The sequence below is a fragment of the Litoreibacter janthinus genome (assembly GCF_900111945.1).
GTDB lineage: Bacteria > Pseudomonadota > Alphaproteobacteria > Rhodobacterales > Rhodobacteraceae > Litoreibacter > Litoreibacter janthinus.
Genome location: NZ_FOYO01000001.1, coordinates 1,269,128 through 1,292,874 on the forward strand (window position 1 = coordinate 1,269,128; position 23,747 = coordinate 1,292,874).

Annotated in this window: 18 protein-coding genes; 14 read left to right on the forward strand and 4 right to left on the reverse strand. The window is 57.1% G+C overall.

Annotated features, from left to right (window positions below):
* Nucleotides 1-9: 9 nt before the first annotated feature.
* Both gcvP and BM352_RS06355 read left to right on the forward strand, forming a co-directional pair.
* On the forward strand, nucleotides 10-2,856 hold the full coding sequence (gene gcvP, locus BM352_RS06350) for an aminomethyl-transferring glycine dehydrogenase (protein WP_090213952.1): 2,847 nt from the start codon (nucleotides 10-12) through the stop codon (nucleotides 2,854-2,856).
* A gap of 111 nt (nucleotides 2,857-2,967) precedes the next feature.
* Nucleotides 2,968-5,013: an NADH:flavin oxidoreductase gene (locus tag BM352_RS06355; protein WP_090213955.1), complete on the forward strand. Its 2,046-nt coding sequence runs from the start codon at nucleotides 2,968-2,970 to the stop codon at nucleotides 5,011-5,013.
* A 9-nt stretch (nucleotides 5,014-5,022) separates the two neighbouring features.
* Here the strand turns inward: BM352_RS06355 and BM352_RS06360 are convergent, their stop codons facing one another.
* The gene (locus tag BM352_RS06360) at nucleotides 5,023-5,580 is read right to left on the reverse strand and encodes a TetR/AcrR family transcriptional regulator (protein WP_090213958.1); all 558 of its coding nucleotides are present in this window, start codon (nucleotides 5,578-5,580) and stop codon (nucleotides 5,023-5,025) included.
* A 70-nt stretch (nucleotides 5,581-5,650) separates the two neighbouring features.
* Here BM352_RS06360 and BM352_RS06365 point away from each other — a divergent pair, with 70 nt between their 5' ends.
* Both BM352_RS06365 and BM352_RS06370 read left to right on the forward strand, forming a co-directional pair.
* A complete protein-coding gene (locus BM352_RS06365; RefSeq protein ID WP_090213960.1) occupies nucleotides 5,651-6,106 on the forward strand; it encodes a (2Fe-2S)-binding protein in 456 nt (151 codons plus the stop codon).
* Between the two features lie 3 nt (nucleotides 6,107-6,109).
* Nucleotides 6,110-8,350 (forward strand): xanthine dehydrogenase family protein molybdopterin-binding subunit, encoded by a 2,241-nt coding sequence (locus tag BM352_RS06370; RefSeq protein ID WP_090213962.1) that lies wholly within the window; start codon nucleotides 6,110-6,112, stop codon nucleotides 8,348-8,350.
* A 31-nt stretch (nucleotides 8,351-8,381) separates the two neighbouring features.
* Here the strand turns inward: BM352_RS06370 and BM352_RS06375 are convergent, their stop codons facing one another.
* Nucleotides 8,382-9,701, reverse strand: a complete 1,320-nt coding sequence (locus BM352_RS06375; protein ID WP_090213965.1) for an aspartate aminotransferase family protein — start codon at nucleotides 9,699-9,701, stop codon at nucleotides 8,382-8,384.
* A gap of 117 nt (nucleotides 9,702-9,818) precedes the next feature.
* On the opposite strand from BM352_RS06375, the gene BM352_RS06380 reads away from it, so the two are divergent.
* From BM352_RS06380 to BM352_RS06400, 5 genes are all read left to right on the forward strand, one after another.
* Complete coding sequence (locus BM352_RS06380) at nucleotides 9,819-10,682, forward strand: MurR/RpiR family transcriptional regulator (protein WP_139229798.1); 864 nt, start codon at nucleotides 9,819-9,821, stop codon at nucleotides 10,680-10,682.
* Nucleotides 10,683-10,723: 41 nt separating this feature from the next.
* Nucleotides 10,724-11,692, forward strand: a complete 969-nt coding sequence (locus tag BM352_RS06385; protein ID WP_090213969.1) for a TAXI family TRAP transporter solute-binding subunit — start codon at nucleotides 10,724-10,726, stop codon at nucleotides 11,690-11,692.
* A gap of 97 nt (nucleotides 11,693-11,789) precedes the next feature.
* Nucleotides 11,790-14,399 (forward strand): TRAP transporter permease, encoded by a 2,610-nt coding sequence (locus tag BM352_RS06390; protein ID WP_090213971.1) that lies wholly within the window; start codon nucleotides 11,790-11,792, stop codon nucleotides 14,397-14,399.
* Nucleotides 14,396-14,827: a universal stress protein gene (locus tag BM352_RS06395; RefSeq protein ID WP_090213974.1), complete on the forward strand. Its 432-nt coding sequence runs from the start codon at nucleotides 14,396-14,398 to the stop codon at nucleotides 14,825-14,827. Before BM352_RS06390 ends, BM352_RS06395 begins: the two co-directional genes overlap by 4 nt.
* A 154-nt stretch (nucleotides 14,828-14,981) precedes the next feature.
* Nucleotides 14,982-15,524 carry an NADPH-dependent FMN reductase gene (locus BM352_RS06400; RefSeq protein ID WP_090213977.1) on the forward strand — a complete coding sequence of 181 codons (543 nt, stop codon included), beginning with the start codon at nucleotides 14,982-14,984 and terminating at the stop codon, nucleotides 15,522-15,524.
* Nucleotides 15,525-15,593: 69 nt separating this feature from the next.
* On the opposite strand, the gene BM352_RS06405 is transcribed toward BM352_RS06400, so the two are convergent.
* Together BM352_RS06405 and BM352_RS06410 are read right to left on the reverse strand one after the other, a co-directional pair.
* Nucleotides 15,594-16,829: a sigma-54-dependent transcriptional regulator gene (locus tag BM352_RS06405; RefSeq protein ID WP_090213980.1), complete on the reverse strand. Its 1,236-nt coding sequence runs from the start codon at nucleotides 16,827-16,829 to the stop codon at nucleotides 15,594-15,596.
* A complete protein-coding gene (locus BM352_RS06410) occupies nucleotides 16,826-18,580 on the reverse strand; it encodes a sensor histidine kinase (protein WP_139229799.1) in 1,755 nt (584 codons plus the stop codon). Before BM352_RS06410 ends, BM352_RS06405 begins: the two co-directional genes overlap by 4 nt.
* 243 nt (nucleotides 18,581-18,823) lie before the next feature.
* Here BM352_RS06410 and BM352_RS06415 point away from each other — a divergent pair, with 243 nt between their 5' ends.
* The 5 genes from BM352_RS06415 to gph all read left to right on the forward strand — a co-directional run bounded on the left by BM352_RS06415 (nucleotide 18,824) and on the right by gph (nucleotide 23,736).
* Nucleotides 18,824-19,828: a DctP family TRAP transporter solute-binding subunit gene (locus BM352_RS06415; RefSeq protein ID WP_090213988.1), complete on the forward strand. Its 1,005-nt coding sequence runs from the start codon at nucleotides 18,824-18,826 to the stop codon at nucleotides 19,826-19,828.
* Nucleotides 19,829-19,906: 78 nt separating this feature from the next.
* Entirely contained in the window at nucleotides 19,907-20,617 is a 711-nt protein-coding gene (locus tag BM352_RS06420; protein WP_090219898.1) for a TRAP transporter small permease, read from the forward strand.
* Nucleotides 20,618-20,620: 3 nt separating this feature from the next.
* Nucleotides 20,621-21,997 carry a TRAP transporter large permease gene (locus BM352_RS06425; RefSeq protein ID WP_090213990.1) on the forward strand — a complete coding sequence of 459 codons (1,377 nt, stop codon included), beginning with the start codon at nucleotides 20,621-20,623 and terminating at the stop codon, nucleotides 21,995-21,997.
* Nucleotides 21,998-22,063: 66 nt separating this feature from the next.
* Nucleotides 22,064-23,095: an L-idonate 5-dehydrogenase gene (locus BM352_RS06430; protein ID WP_090213993.1), complete on the forward strand. Its 1,032-nt coding sequence runs from the start codon at nucleotides 22,064-22,066 to the stop codon at nucleotides 23,093-23,095.
* Complete coding sequence (gph, locus tag BM352_RS06435) at nucleotides 23,092-23,736, forward strand: phosphoglycolate phosphatase (RefSeq protein ID WP_090213996.1); 645 nt, start codon at nucleotides 23,092-23,094, stop codon at nucleotides 23,734-23,736. The genes BM352_RS06430 and gph overlap by 4 nt, the downstream gene beginning before the upstream one ends.
* Nucleotides 23,737-23,747 lie beyond the last annotated feature (11 nt).

Below are 23,747 nucleotides of genomic sequence, written 5' to 3' on the forward strand. Positions count from 1 at the left end.
AGCGCTATCATGACTTTCACCCCCACCGACTACCTGCCTTACGACTTTGCGAACCGCCGCCACATTGGCCCTTCACCGGCTGAGATGGAGCAGATGTTGCAGGTTGTGGGTGCGAAAGATCTTGAAGCGCTAATCGACGACACGCTTCCTGCGGAAATCCGGCAGAAAACGCCGCTGGATTTCGGCAAACCCAAGTCCGAACGCGAGTTGCTGCACCATATGAAAGTGGTGGCGTCCAAGAACAAGGTGCTCACCTCGCTCATCGGGCAAGGCTACCACGGCACCGTGACCCCGCCAGCCATCCAGCGCAACATTCTCGAAAATCCCGCTTGGTACACAGCTTACACGCCCTATCAGCCTGAGATCAGTCAAGGGCGGCTTGAGGCCTTGATCAATTTCCAAACCATGGTGACAGACCTCACCGGGCTCGAGATTTCCAATGCGTCATTGCTGGACGAGGCAACTGCGTGTGCCGAGGCCATGACCATGGCGCAGCGCGTCGCCAAGTCCAAAGCGACGGGGTTCTTCGTCGACGAGAACTGCCATCCGCAGAACATCGCCGTCATGAAAACACGCGCTGCGCCGCTGGGCATCGAGATTGTCGTGGGCAATCCAGACGATCTGGACCCGACCGCTGTCTTCGGTGCGATTTTCCAGTACCCAGGCACGCACGGTCATTTGCGTGACTTCACCGCCGAGATCGCGAAGCTGCACGAGCAGAATTCCATCGCTATTATCTCTGCCGATCCGTTGGCTCTGACATTGCTGAAAGAACCCGGTGCCATGGGGGCGGACATCGCCGTTGGCAGCACCCAGAGGTTTGGCGTGCCTGTTGGATACGGCGGGCCACATGCGGCCTATATGGCGACGCTGCAAAAGCACGTCCGCGCCATGCCGGGGCGCATCATCGGTGTGTCCATCGACAGCCACGGAAACCGCGCCTACAGGCTGTCCCTGCAGACCCGAGAGCAGCACATCAGGCGCGAGAAGGCGACATCCAATGTCTGCACCGCGCAAGCTTTGCTAGCGGTTATGGCAGGGTTTTATGCGGTGTTTCACGGGCCGGAAGGGCTAAAAGCCATCGCTCAACGCATCCACCGCAAAACTGTGCGACTGGCCCGTGGGCTGGAGGAGCAGGGGTTCAAAATCGAACCTGAAGCCTTCTTCGACACGATCACGGTAGAGGTCGGACCGCTGCAGGAGGCGGTGATGAAGTCCGCCGTGGACGAAGGGATAAATCTGCGCCGTGTTGGTGAAACTCGCGTGGGTATCACCTTGGACGAACGGACGCGTCCAGCCACCATTCGCGCGGTCTGGCGGGCTTTCGGTATCACAGATCGTGATACCGGCTTGGATGCAGAGTATCGCATCCCTGAGGAACTGCTGCGCAGTTCCGACTACCTGACCCACCCCGTCTTCCACATGAACCGCGCCGAGACGGAAATGATGCGCTATATGCGCCGCTTGGCGGACCGCGACCTTGCGCTGGATCGCGCGATGATCCCGCTGGGGTCGTGCACAATGAAACTTAACTCTGCCGCCGAGATGATGCCAGTCACGTGGGATGAATTTTCGCTATTGCACCCCTACGTGCCAGCCGATCAAGCCGCGGGATACAGCGAAATGATCACAGATCTTTCTGCAAAGCTTTGCGAGATCACCGGTTATGACGGCCTGTCCATGCAGCCGAATTCCGGCGCACAGGGGGAGTTGGCGGGGCTTTTGACGATCGCCGCCTACCACCGCGAAAACGGGCAGGGCCATCGCAACATCTGCCTGATCCCGATGTCCGCTCACGGGACGAACCCGGCCTCGGCCCAGATGGTTGGTTGGAAAGTTGTGCCTATTAAGTCGGCGCAAAACGGCGATATCGACCTGGAAGATTTCCGCGCCAAAGCGGAGCAGCATTCTGACAATCTGGCGGGTTGCATGATTACCTACCCGTCGACCCATGGCGTGTTTGAAGAAACTGTCACCGAGATTTGTAAAGTCACGCATGACCATGGGGGGCAGGTCTACATCGACGGCGCCAACATGAATGCCATGGTCGGGTTGTCACGCCCGGGAGATTTGGGCGGGGATGTCAGTCACTTGAACCTGCACAAGACGTTCTGCATCCCGCACGGCGGTGGTGGCCCGGGCATGGGGCCGATCGGCGTCAAACAACATCTCGTCAAGCACCTGCCATCCGACCCATCAAGCGGCGAGGAAGGCGCAGTGTCAGCTGCTGCATTCGGGTCGCCATCGCTTCTGCCGATCTCTTGGGCCTATTGCCTGATGATGGGCGGGGAGGGGCTGACGCAAGCCACCCGTGTTGCCATTCTGAATGCCAACTATATCGCCAAGCGGCTCGAAGGGGCGTTCGATGTGCTTTATAAAGGCCCGACAGGCCGCGTCGCGCATGAGTGCATCATCGACACGCGTCCGTTTGCCGAAAGCGCCCATGTCACCGTCGATGATATCGCAAAGCGCCTGATCGATTGCGGCTTCCACGCGCCGACCATGAGCTGGCCTGTAGCAGGCACGCTGATGATCGAGCCGACGGAATCCGAGACGAAGGCCGAGCTTGATCGTTTCTGCGACGCCATGCTGGCTATTCGCGCAGAAATTGACGCGATTGAGAAGGGCGAGATGGACGCAGAGAACAACGCCCTCAAAAACGCTCCGCACACAATGGAAGATCTCGTTAAGGATTGGGATCGCCCCTATTCCCGTGAGACTGGTTGCTTCCCTCCGGGCGCGTTCCGGGTCGACAAATACTGGCCTCCAGTAAATCGCGTCGACAATGTTTGGGGCGACCGTAACCTGACCTGCACCTGCCCGCCAATGGAAAGCTACACTGAAGCAGCAGAGTAAGCGCACAGAATCCGCTGTCAGTTTGAGGAATTGACAGCGGATTCAATTCCGACCAGCCTTCGCAAATGCGCAACCCCCTTTCGGGGTCGCTAATGTGCAAAGGATGGCGCAATGTCTCAAGATCCGCTGCTGCAGCCCTATCAACTTAAGCATCTGACATTGAAAAACCGGATCATGACCACAAGCCATGAACCAGCTTATCCCGAAGATGGGATGCCAAAAGAGAGATATCGCGCCTACCACGAAGAACGCGCCAAGGCTGGCGTTGCACTGGCAATGACGGCAGGCTCTGCGGCCGTGTCCAAGGATAGCCCTCCGGTGTTCAATAATGTCCTTGTATACAAGGACGAGGTTGTTCCGTGGATCAAGCAACTGACAGATAGCTGCCATGAGCACGGATGCGCGACGATGATCCAGCTCACACATTTGGGGCGACGCACAAACTGGAACAAGGGCGATTGGCTCCCTTCGCTGTCATCTTCAAAACATCGAGAACCTGCGCACCGCGCCTTTCCAAAGCTAATCGAAGACTGGGATATCGAGCGCATCATAACCGATTTCGCTGACGCGGCTGATCGCATGAAAGCTGGTGGTATGGATGGGATCGAACTGCAGGTCTATGGCCATTTGCTGGATCAGTTTTGGTCTCCTCTGACCAATGATCTTGTCGGACCATACGGGGCCGACACGTTGGAAAACCGGATGCGGTTTCCGATGGATGTTTTGGACGCGGTCCGTAAGCGAGTTGGCGACGATTTTATCATCGGTTTCCGCTACACCGCCGATGAGGCGCAGAAAGGCGGCATCTCAGCGGCTGAGGGGATCGAGATATCCAAAAAGCTCGCCGCATGCGGAAAATTGGACTTCCTGAACGTCATTCGCGGGCGTATCCAAACGGACCCAGCCATGACGGACGTAATCCCCGTGCAAGGGATGGCCAGCGCACCGCATTTGAACTTCGCCGGAGAGGTGCGCAAAGCAACGGGAATGCCCACCTTCCACGCCGCGCGCATTCCCGACGTTGCCACGGCGCGGCACGCAATCGCGTCAGGCCTGTTGGACATGGTTGGGATGACACGCGCTCATATGGCGGACCCGCATATCGTCACCAAGATCATGGAAGGTCGAGAGGATGATATCCGCCCCTGCGTCGGCGCGACCTACTGCTTGGATCGCATCTATCAAGCGGGCGAGGCGCTTTGTATCCATAACCCTTCTACCGGACGCGAACTGACCATGCCGCATGTGATCGAACCTGCCTCAACAAAGCGCAACGTGGTTGTTGTTGGCGCGGGCCCTGCTGGCTTAGAGGCTGCGCGCGTGGCGGCGGAGCGGGGACACGAGGTTCTTGTGTTCGAAGCGCAACCCGATCCCGGTGGGCAGATCAGGCTGACTGCTCAAAATCCGCGCCGCAAAGAGATGATCTCCATTATCGATTGGCGCATGGCCCAATGCGCGGCGCGCGATGTGAGCTTTCGCTTCAACACTTGGGCCGAAGCGGAGGACATCACCGCCATGAACCCTGATGTGGTGATCGTTGCAACAGGCGGCATGCCGAACATCGAACTGTTTGAGGCCGGCAAAGACGCGGCGCATGTTGTTACCGCGTGGGACATCATTTCAGGTGACGTTAAGCCAGCGGATCATGTCCTCATCTATGATGAAAGTGGCGACCATCCCGGTCTGCAAGCCGCAGAAGTCGCGGCAAACTCTGGCGCGAAGGTCGAGGTGATGACGCCCGACCGGGTCTTTGCGCCAGACATCATGGCGATGAACCTCGTCCCCTACATGCGCGCGCTTCAGGACAAAGATGTCACCTTCACCGTGACCCGCCGCTTGCTGGGCGTGGAGAGGGCGGGCAATAAGCTTACAGCGACAATAGGCACGGACTATAGCGACTATTCGTTCAAGCAAGACTACGATCAAGTTGTGGTAAATTACGGCACAATGCCAATGGATGAATTGTATCATGAACTGCGACCGCAAAGCTCTAACGACGGGGCGGTGGACCATGATGCCCTGATCGCCTGTGCGCCTCAAACCACCGTTCGCAATCCTGATGGTTTATTCCAGCTTTTCCGGATCGGGGATGCCGTATCGTCTCGCAACACTCATGCCGCTATTTATGATGCGTTACGCCTAGTTCGGGCGATCTGACGCTCAGCCTTATTGTAATGTTCGTAAGATGATCGTTTTGAGCGATTGCAGAAGTGTGTCCAGATCACTTCGCGATGCAGCGTTGTACTTGAACCCGATCGATGCGGTCTGAGCGAAGTTCGCGAAGTCTTCGACAGTTTGCCCGTTGCGCTCTAGCTGCGGCGCGTAGCCTTGGAATGCGTGCGCCAGCAGTTCTAATCTTGCGTCATTACCGCATTGCACCGCTGCCTGCGCGTCTTTGCTAGGCCCTAGTAGAATATCTTTCATATCGGGCGAGCTAGCCATCGCCTCGAACGGCTCGACAATGGCAATCCTGAAATGGTCGTCCAGCTTTTGCGCCAACGGCGCGTCTGAGACCCACACCCGTTCCAGTGCCAGCAGCGATTGCGTTGAATAATGGGTAATTGCCGCGACGATCACCTCTTCCTTGTTTGCGAAGCTGGCATAAAGCGTCTGCCGGGAGGTGCCCGCCAGTTTCGCGATATCACCAATCGTTGTGCGGCGAATGCCGTAGCGCGTGAACAACTCGATCGCAGCTTCGAGGATAAGAGCTTCTTTATCAGACATGTTTACAACTTGACAAAAGAAGTTCGAATGTCAAGTTGCAAGCCAGACAGCGCCAGCAGCGGAGAGATCTATGAAGCTTACAGTCAATGGAATGACGCATGATGTCGACGTATCCCCCGATATGCCGCTCCTTTGGGTTCTTCGTGACGAACTTCAAATCACCGGCGTCAAATACGGCTGCGGCATCGCGCAATGCGGTGCGTGCACAGTGCATGTCGATGGTGTGGCCGTGCGGTCTTGCCAAGTGCCAGTCGGCGATCTGGAGGGTGAGGTTACCACCATCGAAGGTCTTGGCTCGCCGGACACACTTCATGCGGTGCAAGAGGCATGGATTGAACATCAGGTCGCGCAATGTGGTTACTGCCAATCCGGCCAGATGATGCAAGCGGCGTCGCTATTGTCTGAAACAGCTTCTCCCACAGATGAAGAGATTGATGACGCGATGTCGGGCAATCTGTGTCGCTGCGGAACCTACCCTCGCATCCGCGCCGCAGTGAAAACCGCAGCAGCAAAGATGGGGAGCTAGGTCATGGGTAAGGCAGCGAAAATAGCACGCCGGTCCTTCCTGATCGGTTCTGTCGCATTGGCCGGTGGCGTCGCGTTTGGCACCTACATGGTTCGCAAGCCACATGACAACCCACTGGCGAATGACCTCAAAGCGGGTGAGGCGACGTTTAATCCTTGGGTGCTTATCAGCAACGAGACCGTAACATTGATCGTGCCTCACGCGGACACGGGTCAAGGCGTCGCGTCGATGCAGGCGGCATTGATCGCCGAGGAGCTGGATATTGAATTCGGCCAGTTCGAAACCAGTTTCGGTGTTCCAAGTGCAGCCTACTACAACACGGCTATGGCGGGTGAAGCGGTGCCTTTCATGCCGACAGATAAAAGCTTTGCGGCTGAAACCACACGCTCCGTCATGGGCGGCATCATCAAGCTTCTGGGGGCGCAGGTAACAGGTGGGTCCAGCTCGACGCCGGACAGCTACGATAAGCTCCGCGCGGCGGGGGCTTCTGCCCGCGAAACCCTGAAATTGGCTGCCTCTCAAAGGACGGGCGTTGCGGTTGCTGATTTGACAACATCGGGCGGTGCAGTTGTTTTCCCTGACGGCACATCGCTGGCTTATACCGATTTGGCCGCTGACGCAGCCGAGCTAGAACCAGTGGTTGACGTTCCGCTGCGCGACCCAAGGACGTGGCGCATGATCGGCAAAGAGATGGAGCGGCTTGATGTCGTCGCCAAATCCACAGGGACTATGACCTACGGGATCGATCTCTTTATGGATGGCATGATCAACGGCACCGTGCGGATGAACCCCCGCAAAGGCGCGCCGCTGAACAGCTTTGACGCAACCGCCGCCGAGGCAATGAAAGGCGTGCGGAAGGTGCTGCAAATCACCAACGGTGTGGCCGTGCTTGCGGACAACACCTGGACCGCTTTTCAGGCTGCTGATGCGATTGAATATGACTGGGCTGAGGCGCCTTATCCGGCGGAACAGGACGTGCATTGGGACGAAGTCGCAGCGTCTTTCACGGAGGACCGTCTGGATTCGCAGTGGCGGAACGATGGCGACATTGAAGCGGCCCTGGAAGGCGCGCAGATCGTCGAAGCTGAATACCGCGCGCCGTATGTTGCCCACCAGCCGATGGAACCGCTTAGTGCCATCGCCAAAGTAGCGGAGCACCGCGTTGATGTGTGGGTGACCCACCAGATGCCGCGTTTCGCTTTACAACAGATTTCGGCGATTACAGGCCATGACGAAACCCAAATCCACCTGCACAACCAATACGGCGGCGGCAGCTTCGGGCACCGTCTGGAATTCGAGAACGTCAAAGTCGCGGTTGAAGCAGCAAACCAAATGCGCGGCACACCGATCAAGATCACCTTCAGCCGCGAAGAAGATTTTGCGCAGGATTTCACCCGCCAGATCGGCATGAGCCGCTCCAAAGGGGCCGTTAAAGACGGCAAAGTGATCGCACATGATTTGCAGATAGCCACCGTGTCATCGTCGCGTTCCCAGATGGGGCGCCTTGGGCAATCCGTACCCGGCCCAGATAGCCAGATCGTCGCGGGCGCATGGGAACAGCCTTATTCAATCCCGAACTTCCGCGTGCGCGCCTATGCCGTTCCAGAGCTTGCGCCGACGTCGTCATGGCGGTCGGTCGGGGCGTCTAGCGGCGGCTTCTTCTCGGATTGCGCGCTGGACGAGCTGATTCATGCGGCGGGGGCGGACCCGCTAGAAGAGCGACTGCGCCTGATGAATGATGATGTATCTCGCAAGGTGCTCGAAGTTGTGGGGGAGATGTCTGGTTGGGGCAGTCCGCTTGGTCCGAATCGTGGCCGTGGCGTCGCGTTTGTCTTGTCCTTTGGAGTTCCGGTCGCGGAGGTCGTCGAAGTGACCAACACGGACGCAGGCATCAAGATCGACAAGGTTTGGGTTGCCGCCGATGTCGGCAAAGTCATCGATCCAGTCAATTTCGAGAATCTGATGCAGGGCGGCGTGATCTGGGGGCTGGGACACGCAATGAACAGTGAGATTACGTATTCGGACGGCATGGCGGAGCAGTCGAACTTTTACACCCACGAAGGAATGCGTCTGAACCAGTGCCCTGAAATCTTCGTAATAGGACTGGAAAATGGCAGCGCGGTAAAAGGCATCGGGGAGCCTCCGGTGCCGCCCGCAGCGCCTGCCTTGGCCAACGCAATTTTCGCCGCGACTGGTCAACGCATCCGCGAAATGCCGTTCAACAAGTATATCGATTTCGTCTAGGAAAAGCAGGCCTCGCGACGGCGCCGTGACACTACAAAACCCTGCCGATCGCGACTTTCAACTTGCCCACGATTTCGTCGACATGGGACTCTTCGATGATAAATGGCGGGGCGAGCAGAATATGGTCGCCCCGTTGCCCGTCAACGGTTCCTCCCATCGGGTAACAGATGAGGCCCGCGTCGAAGCACTCTTGTTTCAGCGCCTTGTGGATCGTTCGCTGCTGGGCGAAAGGGGCTTTTGTTTCGCGGTCCTCGACAATTTCCAACGCTCGAAAAAGCCCGCGCCCACGAATGTCTCCGACATTGGCGTGCTGTCCGAATTCTTGCTGAAGCGCGTTTTGTAGCTTATCGCCCATCATCGCGCAGCGCTCTACCAGTCCGCCATCCGTGAGCTTGGTCAGAACTGCTAAGGCGGCCGCGCTTGCTGTGGGATGACCAACGTAAGTGTGGCCATGCTGGAAAAAGCCACTCCCTGCCTCAATTGCAGCATATATCTTGGCGGAGCAAAGCATCGCCCCGATCGGCTGATATCCTGCGCCAAGACCTTTGGCGATGGCAACGATGTCGGGGCTGATGCCCTCTTGCTCGCTGGCGAAAAGCGTTCCGGTTCGTCCCATGCCGCACATCACTTCATCGAGAATCAGCAAGACGCCGTATTTGTCGCAAATCTCGCGGATGCGTTTGAAATAGCCCTCAACCGCCGGAACCGCGCCAGTTGTCGCGCCAACGACGGGCTCAGCCACAAAAGCGATGACGCTGTCTTCGCCAAGCCGCTGGATTTCGGTTTCCAACTCGTTGGCGACGCGCAGGCCGTAGTCAATCCTCGTCTCGTCAGGGTGCTTTCCGCGATACTCGAAGCAGGGGGAAATATGCGAGGTTTCCACCAGCAAAGGCGCGAAGGGCGCGCGCCGCCACTCATTGCCGCCCGTGGCTAAAACGCCCAAGGTATTGCCGTGATAGCTCTGCCTGCGGGCGATGATATGACGCCGCTGCGGCTGGTCCGTTTCAACGAAATACTGCCGCGCAAGCTTCAAGGCGGCTTCCATGGCTTCTGATCCTCCCGACACAAGATAGACACGATCAAGTCCTTCGGGGGCGTGTTCGATCAACTTATCGGCCAACTGCTCCGCCGGATAGGATGTGAAGAAGCTGGTATGTGCAAACGCAACGGTGTCAAGCTGAGCCTTGATCGCGTCCGTCACCTGCTTGTCGCCATGTCCAAGGCAAGACACCGCTGCGCCACCGGAGCCGTCGAGATAGGCCTTACCGTTTTGATCGTATAGATACACGCCTTCGCCGCGTGCGACCGTGGGCAGCCGCGCTTTCGTGTGCCTTGGAAATATGTGTGACACTGACCGATTCCTGTTCTGAGAGCCTTTCGTTCGCATTGAAACATGCGGGTCGTGAGTTGACTAGGTGTGAAACAAATGAAACATCTTCATTAATCGAGATCGACCGGGGGGCGATTTTTGCTGCAATCATTTGAACAACAACTCTCGGGGAAATACGGGAGTCTCAGCGTCAAACTTAAGGAGGCCGCAGATTATGTGGTGTCCAATCCCGTGGACGTCGCCACCCGTAGTCTGCGTACGATTTCCAAAGACGCCAAGCTGTCTCCGGCGACGTTCTCACGCATGTCGACGGCGCTTGGTTATGAAAGCTACGACGCGCTTCGCGATGTGTTGCGCCATTCCATGACGCGTCAGGCGGGGTCATTTTCCAGCCGTGTTGAAGAGCTTCAGAAGCTTCATCAAGACGGGGGGGAGAGTTTTTTCGCGAACCATTTGGTGTCTTGCACCTCCAATCTGGAACGACTGAGCACCAGTGTTGATGTTGCTACGCTAGAGCTCTGCGTTGAGCGCCTTCACAATGCCCGCCGCGTTTTGGTGGCGGGGGCTTTGGGCTCAACAGGCGCCGCCGAATACCTGACCTATATGGCGAGCTTCATATCCGACAAATGGTCCATGGCGCACCGTATGGGGGCATCTATGGCCAGCGGGTTGGTCGGAATATCCGACCAAGACGTGTTGATCGTCATCACCAAGCCGCCATTTGCCAAACCTACCATCAAAGCCGCAGAAGAAGCTTCTGCGTCAGGTGCTTACGTGATTGTCATCACCGATACGCACACCTGTCCGGCCCTTGCTTTCGCGACGGCCAGTTTCATTTCCCCAACGGAAAGCTCGCATTTCTTTTCGTCTTATGCGTCGACTCTTGTTCTCTGCGAGGTCATGATCGGGATGTTGGCCAGTCGCGCAGGGGCACCCGCGCGCGCCAGAATTGCTGAGGTCGAAGACCGGAATCGCACACTAAACGAGGTTTGGGATCATTAGGGGCTCAAACTCGGAATTAACATCAAAAGAGGAGAATATTGATGTCTATTAATTTGAAACTGTCCGTTGCAGGCTTTGCCGTAGGGGCCATGATGGCACCAGCCGCCTTCGCCGAGGAGTTCATCACGATCGGCACCGGCGGTGTGACTGGCGTATACTATCCAACCGGCGGCGCGATTTGCCGTTTGGTCAACAAGGGTCGCAAAGAACACGGCATTCGCTGCTCTGTCGAATCTACCGGCGGCTCGGTCTACAACATCAACACCATTCGCGAAGGGGAGCTGGAATTCGGTGTGGCCCAGTCCGACTGGCAGTATCACGCCTATAACGGCACATCCAAATTCGAGGATGTCGGTCCATTCGAAGACCTGCGCGCCGTTTTCTCCGTCCACCCAGAGCCGTTCACTGTTGTGGCGCGTGCCGATTCAGGCATCACCAACTTTGAAGATCTGAAGGGCAAGCGGGTTAATATCGGCAACCCAGGTTCGGGCGCACGCGGCACTATGGAAGTGTTGATGGCAGCCAAAGGCTGGACCACGGACGACTTCACGCTGGCTTCAGAGCTGAAACCGGCAGAGCAGTCGGCTGCCTTGTGTGACAACCAGATCGACGCGATGGTCTTTACCGTTGGCCACCCTTCGGGCACGATCCAAGAGGCGACCACCGCGTGTGACTCGGTTCTTGTGACTGTTGATGGCGACGCGGTCAGCAAGCTGATCGACGAGAACTCCTTCTACCGGACTGCTACAGTGCCAGGTGGAATGTATCGCGGCAATGACAGTGATGTTGCTACATTCGGTGTTGGTGCGACCTTCGTGACGTCGACGGCCGTGTCGGACGATGCGGTTTACGCCGTGGTCAGCGCAGTTTTTGAAAACTTCGAAGACTTCAAAAAGCTGCACCCTGCGTTTGCAAACCTTGATCCCAAAGAGATGGCGTCCGCTGGTCTGTCCGCTCCGCTGCATGATGGTGCCGCGAAGTACTACAAAGAAAAAGGCCTGATCGAGTAAGATCATAGCTTCCGGGAGCGGGCGGCAACGCCCCTCCCACACCGCCTCACTAGAACAAAAGCGCTGATAAATTTCAGGCATTCCGACCGGGGGACACATGACAGACAATCAATCTCAAAGCCGCGCCTTGAGCGAAGAGGAGCTACAGGATCTTGTAGCGTCTTCTGACGCCGGTGCACGTGATCCAGCGGGTGGCGTGGGCATGCTGCTCGCAGTCGTGGCCGTGGTATGGTCCCTGTTTCAGGTGCTCCTGGCTTCTCCCTTGGCGAACTACATCCTGCCCGGGGACATCATTAACAATTCACGTCAGGTTCACCTTGCCTTCGCGGTTTTCCTCGCCTTCATGGCATACCCTGCGTTTAAATCCAGCCCGCGCCATTACATTCCCATCGCGGATTGGATATTGGGTTTGGTCGGTGCATTCATCGCCATGTACGGCTTCTTTTTCTATCAAAAGATCGTCGACGCTGGAGGGCTGGCAGACGACATGGACAAGTGGTTCGCGCTTGCAGGTCTGCTGATTTTGTTCGAGGGCGCACGACGCGCACTTGGCCCTGCAATGGCGATCATTGCGACGATCTTCCTTGCGTATGTTTTCTTTGGTGCCTCCGATTTGGTGCCGGATGTGATCCGCTGGAAAGGCGCGTCGCTGAAAAAGGCCATGAGCCATATGTGGATCACGTCGGAGGGTGTGTTCGGCATCGCCTTGGGTGTGTCCACCAAGTTCGTGTTCCTTTTTGTGCTGTTCGGCGCACTGCTCGATAAAGCGGGCGCGGGCAACTATTTCATCAAGATGGCGTTTGGCGCTTTGGGTCACCTGAAAGGCGGCCCAGCTAAGGCCGCGGTTGTCGGCTCTGCCGCGACCGGCTTGATCTCCGGCTCGTCCATCGCAAACGTGGTCACCACCGGCACCTTCACCATTCCACTTATGAAGCGCGTGGGCTTTTCGTCCGAGAAGGCTGGCGCCGTCGAAGTGGCAAGCTCCGTCAACGGTCAGATCATGCCGCCAGTTATGGGGGCTGCAGCCTTCTTGATGGTGGAATATGTGGGCATCTCTTACGTCGAAGTGATTACCCACGCCTTCTTGCCAGCAACGATTTCCTACATCGCGCTGGTCTATATCGTTCACCTCGAAGCGGTGAAAAGCAACATGCCAACTCTGGGCAACCGCGTCGTATCGATGGGGAAAACCATAGGGGGTATGGCGCTATTCTTCGCCGGCTTCGCGGGGCTATGTTACGGGGTTCAGTACCCAGTCGGCTGGATCGTTGCCGCAGTTCCGGATATGTCCGGAACCGTGATGTCGCTGCTCATCTTCGCGGCTTATGCAGGCCTGTTGTGGCTGGCATCCAGCGTTCCTGATCTGGAGCCTGATGATCCCAACGCCGAAGAGGTCGAGCTTCCCGTCGTCGGTGAAATTTACAAATCCGGCCTCTACTACCTGCTTCCCATCGTGGTGTTGGTCTACTTCCTGATGATCGAGCAAAAGTCGCCTGGTCTGTCAGCCTTCTGGGCAACAATGCTGCTGTTTGTAATCTTGCTCACGCAGCGTCCGTTGAAGGCCATCTTCAGAGGCGAAAGCGACACAGCGAACGCCATTAAGGCGGGCGTCGGCGATCTGGTCCAAGGTTTGATCGATGGCGCGCGTAACATGATCGGCATTGGCCTTGCGACCGCAACTGCGGGTGTCATCGTGGGCACCGTGACCCTGACAGGTGTGGGTCAGGTGATGGCCGATTTGGTCGAGTTCCTGTCCGGTGGCAACCTGATCTTGATGCTGGTCATGGTTGGCTTGCTGAGCCTTGTGTTGGGCATGGGTCTCCCGACCACAGCCAACTACATCGTGGTCTCCTCGCTTATGGCTGGCGTTGTGGTGGAGTTGGGCGCGCAGTCCGGCCTGATCGTTCCGTTGATCGCTGTGCACCTGTTCGTGTTCTACTTCGGCATCATGGCCGATGTGACGCCGCCCGTTGGCTTGGCAAGTTTTGCTGCGGCCGCTGTGTCGGGGGGGGATGCAATCAAAACAGGGTTTGTGGCTTTCTTCTACAGCTTGCGGACGGTGGCATTGCCGTTTGTGTTTATCTTCAACACCGACTTGTTGTTGATTGATGTGACGTGGGCCCAAGGGATACTGGTGTTCATAACTGCTTCCATCGCCATTCTCGTGTTTACCGCGGGCACCATGGGCTGGTTCCTCACCAAAAGCCGCATCTATGAAAGCGTCGCTTTGGTCCTGATCGCCTTTGCACTGTTCCGTCCTGACTTCGTGATGGACCGTATCCAGCCGCCCTTTGAGGTGGTCGAGCCGGCAGGCTTTGCGAATGCGGTTGCCAATGCAAGCGATGGGCAGGAGTTGCGCATTGTTGTCTCTGGCCCTGACTTTGATACCGGCGAGGCGAAAGAGACCACTCTGGTCATGCCAATCACTGGCGACGGCACAGGCGATGATCGGATGAACGAGTTCGGACTCATGCTGTTGGAAGAAGACGGCGTGGTTAAAATGGACGAGCCGATGTTTGGCACCCCGTTTGCAGACACCATGAGCAGCTTCGATTTCTACGCGGACACTCCCGTGCAGATCGCAACGGTTCAGGCCCCTGCGAACCAGATGGCCAAGGAATGGGTCTTCATTCCGGCGTTGATCCTTTTGGCACTGGTGGCGCTACTGCAACGCGCCCGCATCTCACGTGAAGGAGTTCCGGCATGACAAGCTCTGTTCTATGCGCTGTCGACATCAGCAACGGTCAAGATGACCTCAAAACAATCCAGACCGCCGCGCGACTGGCGGCCTTGGATGGCGCGCAGCTCGATGTCGTCGCTGTCGTGCCGGACTACGGCATGAGTACGGTCGGAAGTTTCTTCAGCAAAGACCACCACGACAAGATGGTGGCGGAAGCCAAGGTGCATTTGAACCAACTTGTAAGCGCGGCACTTGATGCTGCTCAAAACGCTAAGGTGCGCCATGTCGTGGCGACAGGGCGCGCCTATGAGGAAGTCCTGAAGCTTGCCAAAAAGTCCAAGCCTGCCTTGATCGTGGTGGGCGCAAGCAAATCGGATTTCGCGGATTATCTGCTGGGGCCGAATGCTGCGCGGATCGTGCGCCACGCGACCTGCTCCGTCTACGTCGTACGGTAATCGTCTGCCAACCATGCAACTTCTTTTGAAAGTCCGGCCAAAGCGCCGGACTTTTGCATGAACGCACAGACTCTGCGCGTGAGTCGATGTTGTGTGCAACTGTGAATTCGATCAGATTGGCGTCAACTTCATCTTTCAATCAAGGGGCTCCGAAATGAAAGCCATCGCACTTGCAGCGTCTAACAGCAGCACATCCATCAACAAGCGCCTCGTGACGCACGCGAGCGAGGTTTTCCAAAGAGACTTCGGTGCTGAGGTCGAGATTCTTGATCTGAATGATTTTGAGATGCCGATCTATAGCTCTGATCGCGAAGCTAAAGATGGCATCCCAGAGCAAGCCCAGCGTCTCTATGCGAAGTTCGGACAGGCGGACGCTATTCTGATTTCCTACGCCGAGCACAATGGCAACTATACTGCCGCTTGGAAAAACATATTTGATTGGACGTCTCGGATCGATGCCAAAGTTTTCCAGAACACGCCGATGGTCGCCATGTCGGCATCTCCCGGACAAAAGGGAGGCGCCAGCGTTTTGGGCATAGCGACGAATTCAATCGGCTTCTTCGGTGCTGACTTGAAAGGCAGTTTTTCTGTCGGCCCATTCGGCGATAAGTTTGACAGCGAAGCAGGCGTCCTGACAGATGCCGATCTGATTGCAACGCTCAACCAAGCTTTGGCGGACCTCAAAAACGCCGACTGAGAGAGATGTCGTGATGGTGAGGCGCGTCGATTATGCCTCACCATCACAACGGCACGTTCGATCTGACGACTAGATCGAGCTCCGAAAGTCTTTTGCCTTCAGTTCGTGCTTTGCCAGCTTGTCGTAAAGGGTCTTTCGTGGAAGTCCCAACGCGTCAGCCACCGCTGTCGATTTTCCACCAAACCTACGAAGTGTGTCTGTTAGAACCAGTTTCTCAAACGCGTTCATCTGGTCGGCAAGGCTCAAGTTCGCCCGCGATGCCGCATCCGTTTGAACGTTTAGTCCCAATGCGAAGCTGCGGGCAAAATTGCGCAATTCGGGCAGGTTGTCCGGCCAGGCTCTGGCGATGACCTGCGCATAAAGGCTTTCGGGAATTTCCGGCATATCGCCGTTCATGCCGCGTACGGTTTGACGCACCAGCGCCTCGAACACCACCGCAAGATCCTTGCGACGCTGCGCCAGAGACGGCACTTCGATTTGCATCATGTCCAAGGCGTAGAACAAGTCGTCCCGCAGACCCGCCTGCCGCAATTCCTCAAGCGATTGGGCGGAGGATGCGATTACGCGCAACTCCGGAAAGCGCTCCATCAATTCATAAATCGCGGCCTGCTGAGCCGAAGTCGCAAGCTCAAGAGATTTGATTGACAGATCCGTCGGTTGGGAGGTGAGATCCAGCGTGCGCAAAGCCTCTGCAGTCGTGTCCCGCAAGGACAGGGAAATGAAACGCGGCCTTTCCGTAGCAAGCGCGTGGATCGTGTGAGCGGCAAGCCGTTTTCCGGCACCAGCGGGACCATGCAGGTAAATGTGCACCGGCAGTCCGGCTGCTTGGCGCAGCGCTTCGCGTAGCCGTTCGACCGCAGCGGAGGTGCCTGGAAAGTTGGCAGCGGCCGCGTCGCCGGATTGCAACTGCCTTTCCATCTCGCGCGACCGCAACACAAGGTTTCGGTGTTCCATTGCACGGTTCACGACCTCGATAAGCTGTTCCGGTGGGCAAGGCTTCTGTCGGAAGTCATATGCGCCTTCAGCCATGGCGCGGACGGCCATCGGCACGTCAGCCTGTCCGGTCAAAAGCACAACTGGAAGGTCGGGGTCCACCTCGCGAGCGCGGGCCAGCACGTCGAAGCCGTCTTTGCCGGGCATTCGGATGTCGGACAGGATCACCCCCTCAAAGTCGCGAGAGATGTGCGATTTGGCCATCACATAGCTGGACGCAGCGATCACGGTGATGTCTTCCAACTCGAAGCTCTGAGCCAGTGAACGCCGCAACGCCGCGTCGTCTTCGATCAGCAGTAGGGTCGGTGTCATTCCGCAGCCTCCTGCATTGTAAGGGCGGGCAGGGTGATGGTGAATGCCGCGCCGCCGTGATCCATGTTCTCAACGCTCAGCAATCCGCCAAAGCTGCCAATAATCCCGTAGGAAATTGACAGCCCCAGCCCCAGCCCTTTGGAGGCTCCAATCTCCTTCGTAGTGTAAAACGGCTCGAACGCCCGCTCAATATCCGCAAGTCCCGGCCCTGTGTCCGTGATGACCAGTTGGACTTGTCCGCGCCTTTGCGACAGGGAGACCGTGATTTCCTTGGGCACGCTATGTGTCATCGCGTCCATCGCATTGGACAGAAGATTGACAATCACTTGTTGCAGCCGCACTTGCCCGGCGTCGACCCATGCTTCGGGCAGGGTTTCGACCTTAACCGAAACGCCTTCGGATCTGGCCCGCTGCGCAGCAAGTCCAAGGGACGCCTCAAGCACCTCAGCGACGTTAACTCTTTCCAAAGGTTCGGTCTCTTTTCGCGCAAACCCTCTTAAGTTATGGATGATGCGCCCCATGCGCTGTGTCTGCTCCGAGATCAGCGTCAGGTTCTCTTGGGCCTCCGGCTCTCGACCGCGCTCTAGCAGTTTTTGGGCATTCACGGCATAGTTTTGAATGGCCGACAGCGGCTGGTTCAACTCATGGCTGATCCCTGCCGACATCTGTCCTAGGGCGGTCAGCTTACTGGCCTGAATAAGGTCGTCCTGCGCCTTCTGGAGCTGTGCATTCCGAGTGGCGACACGGGCTTCAAGCTTCGAATTGGCTTCTGCCTCAAGTCGAAGTTGGTCCGCCAGTCGCGCGCGGCTTTGAACGAAAATCGCAAAACCGAGCCCGAAGAGCGACAAGATCGCCGCGACCAATGCTGCCATCAGCCGCGCTTCGCCAAGGGCAGGCCCGGCGTCCATGAATGCGCGTACAGTCATCTCGATGAGGGGGACATCCTTTGACACGACCAAAGCGTGATCTGGCATGGCGGTGGCGTTGGAAAACTTCCAAATAGTTCTGCCGTTGCCAGCAGTGACACTATGATCGGCAAGCGGGGATAGCAGTTTTTCGGGGTAGTCGAAGGTGCCGATTGGCACCTGCGCAAGCGATGCGTCGTAGGTAAGCGCCAGCGTAGGGCGGTTCGAGACGAAGCCGACGCCAGCAGAGTCGAAAAAAGCGACGACGGTTTCGTCAATCCGCCACTCGCCCTCAAGTTCATCCATATTCACCTTGATGACCATATAGCCCTGAGGGCTAGCGTCGTCTCGTAGCACGCTGCGGGCGAAATAATAGCTGCGAAGCCCGTCCTCGTCCGCCGAATGAAAGACGCCCATGCGCCGGGTTCTTGCAGCAACGACATCAGCACGCTCTGACCAATCTTCTCCGATGTCCGACGGGGTCTCTTCGAAGGTCGAGGATGCCAACACCTGACCTTTAGAGTCCAATGCGTGTATTTCTTTTGCACCGGTAATTAAGGCCGTGCGCAGTAAAAACTCTGACGTGCGGATCGCAGTTGAACGCCCTTCGATCAGCGCCGCGATCTGAGGGTGTCGGGCGGTCAGGTCTGTGAGTTCTCGGTAGCTTTCAAGCTGCGCAATTAGGCGGTCTGCGGATTGCTCAGCAATGACGCTGCCAGAGCGGGACAATCGCTCCAAACCATTCGTCATCGTGACCTGATGCACAGCAAATACCAGCGCAGTGGATAAAGCGAGATAGCTGACAATGAATGCCCGCAGTCTTTGCGAACGGGGAGCAAGGGGCATGTGATCTCGATTCGTCAGAAGCTTTTGTGCGAAATATCGCAATTTTCGCAAGAAAAGCACTGCAAAAAGTCTGAAATTTCGGACTTTTTAGACGAAAGTCAAAGGAAGACGCGTGAAAGTATTTGTAAATAAAAGAAAAAGCAAGATTTGAGCGATCCGCTTGCGCAGGTCGCGACGTTCTTGCAATGCTCTGCTCATCCGACGGATCAGTCCGTTCGATGAAGTTCCAATGGGAGGAAACCAATGAAATATCTTTTGAAAGCGGCTTGCGTCGCTGCCGTTGCACTTGTTCCGTCTGTCGCTGCGGCGGCGTGTGACGAAGGCGAAGTGGTCATCAAGTTCAGCCACGTCACCAACACTGACAAACACCCAAAAGGCATCGCCGCCTCGCTGCTTGAGCAGCGCGTGAACGACGAGATGAACGGCAAAGCCTGCATGGAAGTGTTCCCGAACTCCACGCTCTACACCGACGAAAAGGCGCTGGAAGCACTGCTGCAAGGCGACATCCAACTCGCCGCTCCGTCGCTGTCCCTGTTCGAAAAGTTCACCAAACAGTACCGCATTTTCGATCTGCCATTCATGTTCCGCGACATCAAAGCAGTCGACGCGTTCCAAGCCTCCGAAACCGGTCAGGCTATGAAAGACGCTATGCAGAAACGCGGTCTGCAAGGTCTGCAATTCTGGCACAACGGTATGAAGCAAATGTCCGCGTCCAAACCGCTGCTTTTGCCAACTGATGCGAACGGCCTGAAGTTCCGTGTGCAGCCATCTGACGTACTGGTTGCGCAAATGGAAGCGATCGGTGGCTCACCCCAGAAAATGGCCTTCGCAGAGGTGTATGGTGCGCTGCAACAAGGCGTTGTTGATGGGCAAGAGAACACGTGGTCCAACATCTTTGGCCGCAAGTTCTTCGAAGTTCAGGACGGTGTAACCGAAACCAACCACGGCATCATCGACTACATGGTTGTGTCGAGCGTTGACTGGCTCGACAGCCTGGACGCAGACGTGCGCGACCAGCTCCTGACAATCCTCGCCGAGGTGACCGAAGCGCGTAACGCCGAGTCCACCAAAGTGAACGAGAACGCCAAGCAATCCATCATCGCCGCTGGCGGTGTTGTGCGCACACTGGACGCTGACCAGCGTGCAGCTTGGGTCGAAGCGATGAAGCCAGTCTGGAGCCAGTTCGAAGCCGACGTAGGCGCCGAGAACATCGCTGCCGCTCAAAAAATCAACGAGATGACCCAGTAAGCTGGTCTGACGCGATACGCTCGGCTCCGGGGGCTCCGGGGCCGAGCATTTACAGAGATGGAAGCGGGGGAGGCGACCATGAGTAGCCATCAGGCACGATCATTCATCGACAGTATCGAAGAGACAATCATCGCATTCCTGCTGGGGATGATGACGCTGATCACTTTCGCCAATGTAGTGGCGCGATATGTCTTCAATTCCAATATCCTCTGGGCGCTTGAACTGACTGTGTTCATGTTCGCGTGGTTGGTGTTGCTTGGGGCATCCTACGCCGTGAAGAAGACCGCCCACCTAGGCGTCGACGCGATCCTCAATATGGTCTCGCCAAAGCTGAAACGGATCTGCGGGTTCATCGCTGCCGCCGTCTGCGTGCTGTTTGCGCTGATGTTGTTCAAGGGAGCTTGGGACTACTACGCCAACTACGCAAACCTGCCCGCCTTCAAAGACGAGGGTTTCCTTGCCGGCTACAATATCGGCCGCTGGTTCCCAATCGGGTTCGAGGAAAGCTATCGCCCTAAAGGTTGGTATGAAACCAACGACATTCCCGTCCCGTTCTGGCTGACATGGCTGGAGGGCGCCTTCAATGACGGCGATGAATACGAAAAAATCCCGTTGCTGATCCCTTATTTCGTGCTGCCATTCTCCATGGCGCTGTTCCTGCTGCGCTCGGTGCAAGCCGCTATCGCGCTCGCCACAGGTAAAATTGATATGCTCATCGTCAGCCACGAGGCCGAAGACGATGTCGAAGAGGCCGCTGCACGCCTCGCCGCTGATTTGAAGGAAACCTAATCCATGGAAGTTATTCTTCTTTTTGGCATGGTCGTTGGCCTGATGCTGATTGGTGTGCCAATCGCAGTCTCGCTCGGCTTCTCCTCTGTGCTGTTCCTGCTGTGGTTCTCGGACGCCTCAATGGCGTCAGTCGCAGGGACATTGTTCGAAGCCTTTGCAGGTCACTACACCCTGCTGGCTATCCCATTCTTCATTCTGGCCTCCAGTTTTATGTCCACTGGTGGCGTGGCGCGGCGGATCATCAACTTCTCAATTGCTTGCGTCGGTCACTTGCGCGGCGGCATGGCCATCGCGTCGGTTTTCGCTTGTATGATGTTCGCTGCATTGTCTGGCTCGTCCCCCGCGACGGTGGTTGCCATCGGCTCAATCGTCATCGCGGCGATGCGGCAGGTTGGCTACACCAAGGAGTTCGCAGCAGGCGTGATCTGTAACGCGGGCACCTTGGGCATCCTGATTCCGCCGTCCATCGTAATGGTGGTCTATGCGGCGGCCGTTGAGGTCTCCGTTGGCCGCATGTTCCTTGCGGGCGTAATCCCGGGCCTTCTGGCGGGTTTCATGCTGATGGTCGGTATCTACGTCATGGCGCGCGTCAAAGACCTGCCGAAAGGCGACTGGGCCGGTTGGGCGCGTATCATCGAGACGGGCAAGGAAGCCGGTTGGGGGCTGTTCCTGATCGTTATCATTCTGGGTGGCATTTATGGCGGGGCGTTCACCCCAACCGAAGCCGCAGCGGTGGCGGCCGTCTACGCGTGGATCATCGCATGTTTCGTCTACCGCGACATGGGTCCGCTTGCGACAAAGGAGGGAGAGAAGAACATCTCTCTCTTTTCGAAGCCGCAAGCCCTGCTGACCGCGTTCGTACATAAAGACACGCAGCGCACGCTGTTCGATGCGGGCAAGCTGACGGTCACGCTGATGTTCGTGATTGCCAACGCTCTGATCCTGAAACACGTCCTCACCGACGAGCAAATCCCGCAGCAGATTACCGCTGCCATGCTCGACGCGGGCTTCGGGCCGGTCATGTTCCTTGTGATCGTCAACGTGATCTTGCTGATCGGTGGCCAGTTCATGGAGCCGTCGGGCCTGCTGGTTATCGTCGCACCTCTGGTGTTCCCAATTGCAATTGAGCTTGGCATTGACCCAATCCATCTGGGCATCATCATGGTCGTTAACATGGAGATCGGGATGATCACACCGCCGGTGGGTCTGAACCTCTTCGTGACCTCCGGTGTGGCGGGTATGCCGATGATGGCGGTCGTCCGCGCGGCTTTGCCGTTCCTGATGATCCTCGTCGTGTTCTTGGTCATGGTCACCTACATCCCCTTCCTGTCGACTTGGTTGCCGACACTGGTCATGGGGCCGGAGCTGATCACGAATTAGGCTGGAAGCTCTACAAAAACAGGCATAGCTTGCGCTAACATTTTCCTCTTTGGAAAGGCGCAAGCTATGAAGTCTCTGGTCATTCACGCCCCCCGCGATCTTCGCATTGAAGAGCAGCCGGTCATGCCTCCTGGACCGGGTGAGGTGCAAGTCACCATGGCGGCCGGTGGCATTTGCGGATCGGACCTTCATTACTATCAACATGGCGGCTTCGGCGCGATCAAGCTGCGTGAACCGATGGTATTGGGGCACGAGGTCTCGGGGCATGTCACTGCACTGGGCGACGGGGTGACCAACCTAAGCGTCGGTCAGTTGGTCGCAGTTTCGCCATCGCGGCCCTGTTCGGACTGCAAATTCTGCCTCGCGGGCCAGCCGAACCAATGCCTGAATATGCGCTTCTACGGCTCGGCCATGCCATTCCCCCATATCCAAGGGGCGTTCCGTCAGGTCTTGAACGCGAACGCTTCCCAATGTGCTGTGGCGGACGGTCTGACAGCGGGGGAGGCCGCGATGGCTGAACCCCTTGCCGTTTGTCTGCACGCGGTTCGGCAGGCGGGGCCAATGCTTGGCAAATCAGTTCTGGTGACCGGCTGTGGCCCGATTGGCGTTTTGTGCATCCTCGCGGCAAGGCGGGCAGGCGCGGATCATATCGTCGCCACCGACATGTCCGACTTCACGCTAAAAAAAGCGCGAGAGGCTGGTGCCGATGTTAGCTTTAACGTGACCAAGGTGGATAAGCCGTTGCAGCCCTACATGGTCGACAAAGGCTTGTGCGATGTGCAGTTCGAATGCTCCGGCGCGGTGTCAGCTTTGACTGCGGGTATCCACGCGATGCGCCCGGGTGGCACGATCGTTCAGCTTGGCCTGAGCGGAGATATGTCGCTGCCGATGATGGCGATCACCGCAAAAGAGCTGAACCTCAAAGGCTCCTTCCGCTTCCACGAGGAATTTGGCACCGGTGTGTCGCTGATGCAGAAAGGGCTGATCGACGTAAAGCCCTTTATAACCCAGACCTTGCCCATGAAAGACGCGGTAGAGGCGTTTGAAATCGCATCCGACCGCACCCGAGCCATGAAAACACAGATTGAATTCGTATGAAGGCTATCATTTTTGACCTCGACGGGACGCTGGTTCACTCCGCCCCCGATATCCACGCCGCTGCCAATGTCATGCTGGCCCATGCAGGCCGCGATCCGGTAACGCTCGAGCAGGTGATAGGGTTCATCGGGAATGGTATCGAAAAATTGGTGGAACGGTGCATGCGCGCCACTGGCGATGTGCCGGACGACATGGCACCGCACTACGTCGAAATGAACCGCGCCTACGCGCAAGACCTCACCACGCTGACACGCTTGTTCGATGGAGTGCGTGATACGTTGGACGCGATTGACCTGCCCATGGCACTGTGCACCAACAAGCCGGAAATTCCTGCGCGTGATCTATGCGACCAGCTGGACCTCACACGCTATTTCACCGTGATTACGGGCGGGGATAGCACCAAGGCCAAGAAGCCAGATCCCTTGCCGTTGGTGCACACCGCGGTGGCGCTGGGTCTGAGCGTCAAGGAATGCCTTTACGTCGGCGACAGCATCACCGATTTCCGCACTGCCCGCGCTGCCGAGATGTCGTTCGCCTATTTCACGGGGGGCTACCAACCCACGCCAGTTGAAGGTCTGCGCACAGACGAATGCTTCGACACTTGGGATGGTGTCGATCTGGCACGCTTCGTGCATCGTTGAATTGCCCGCCC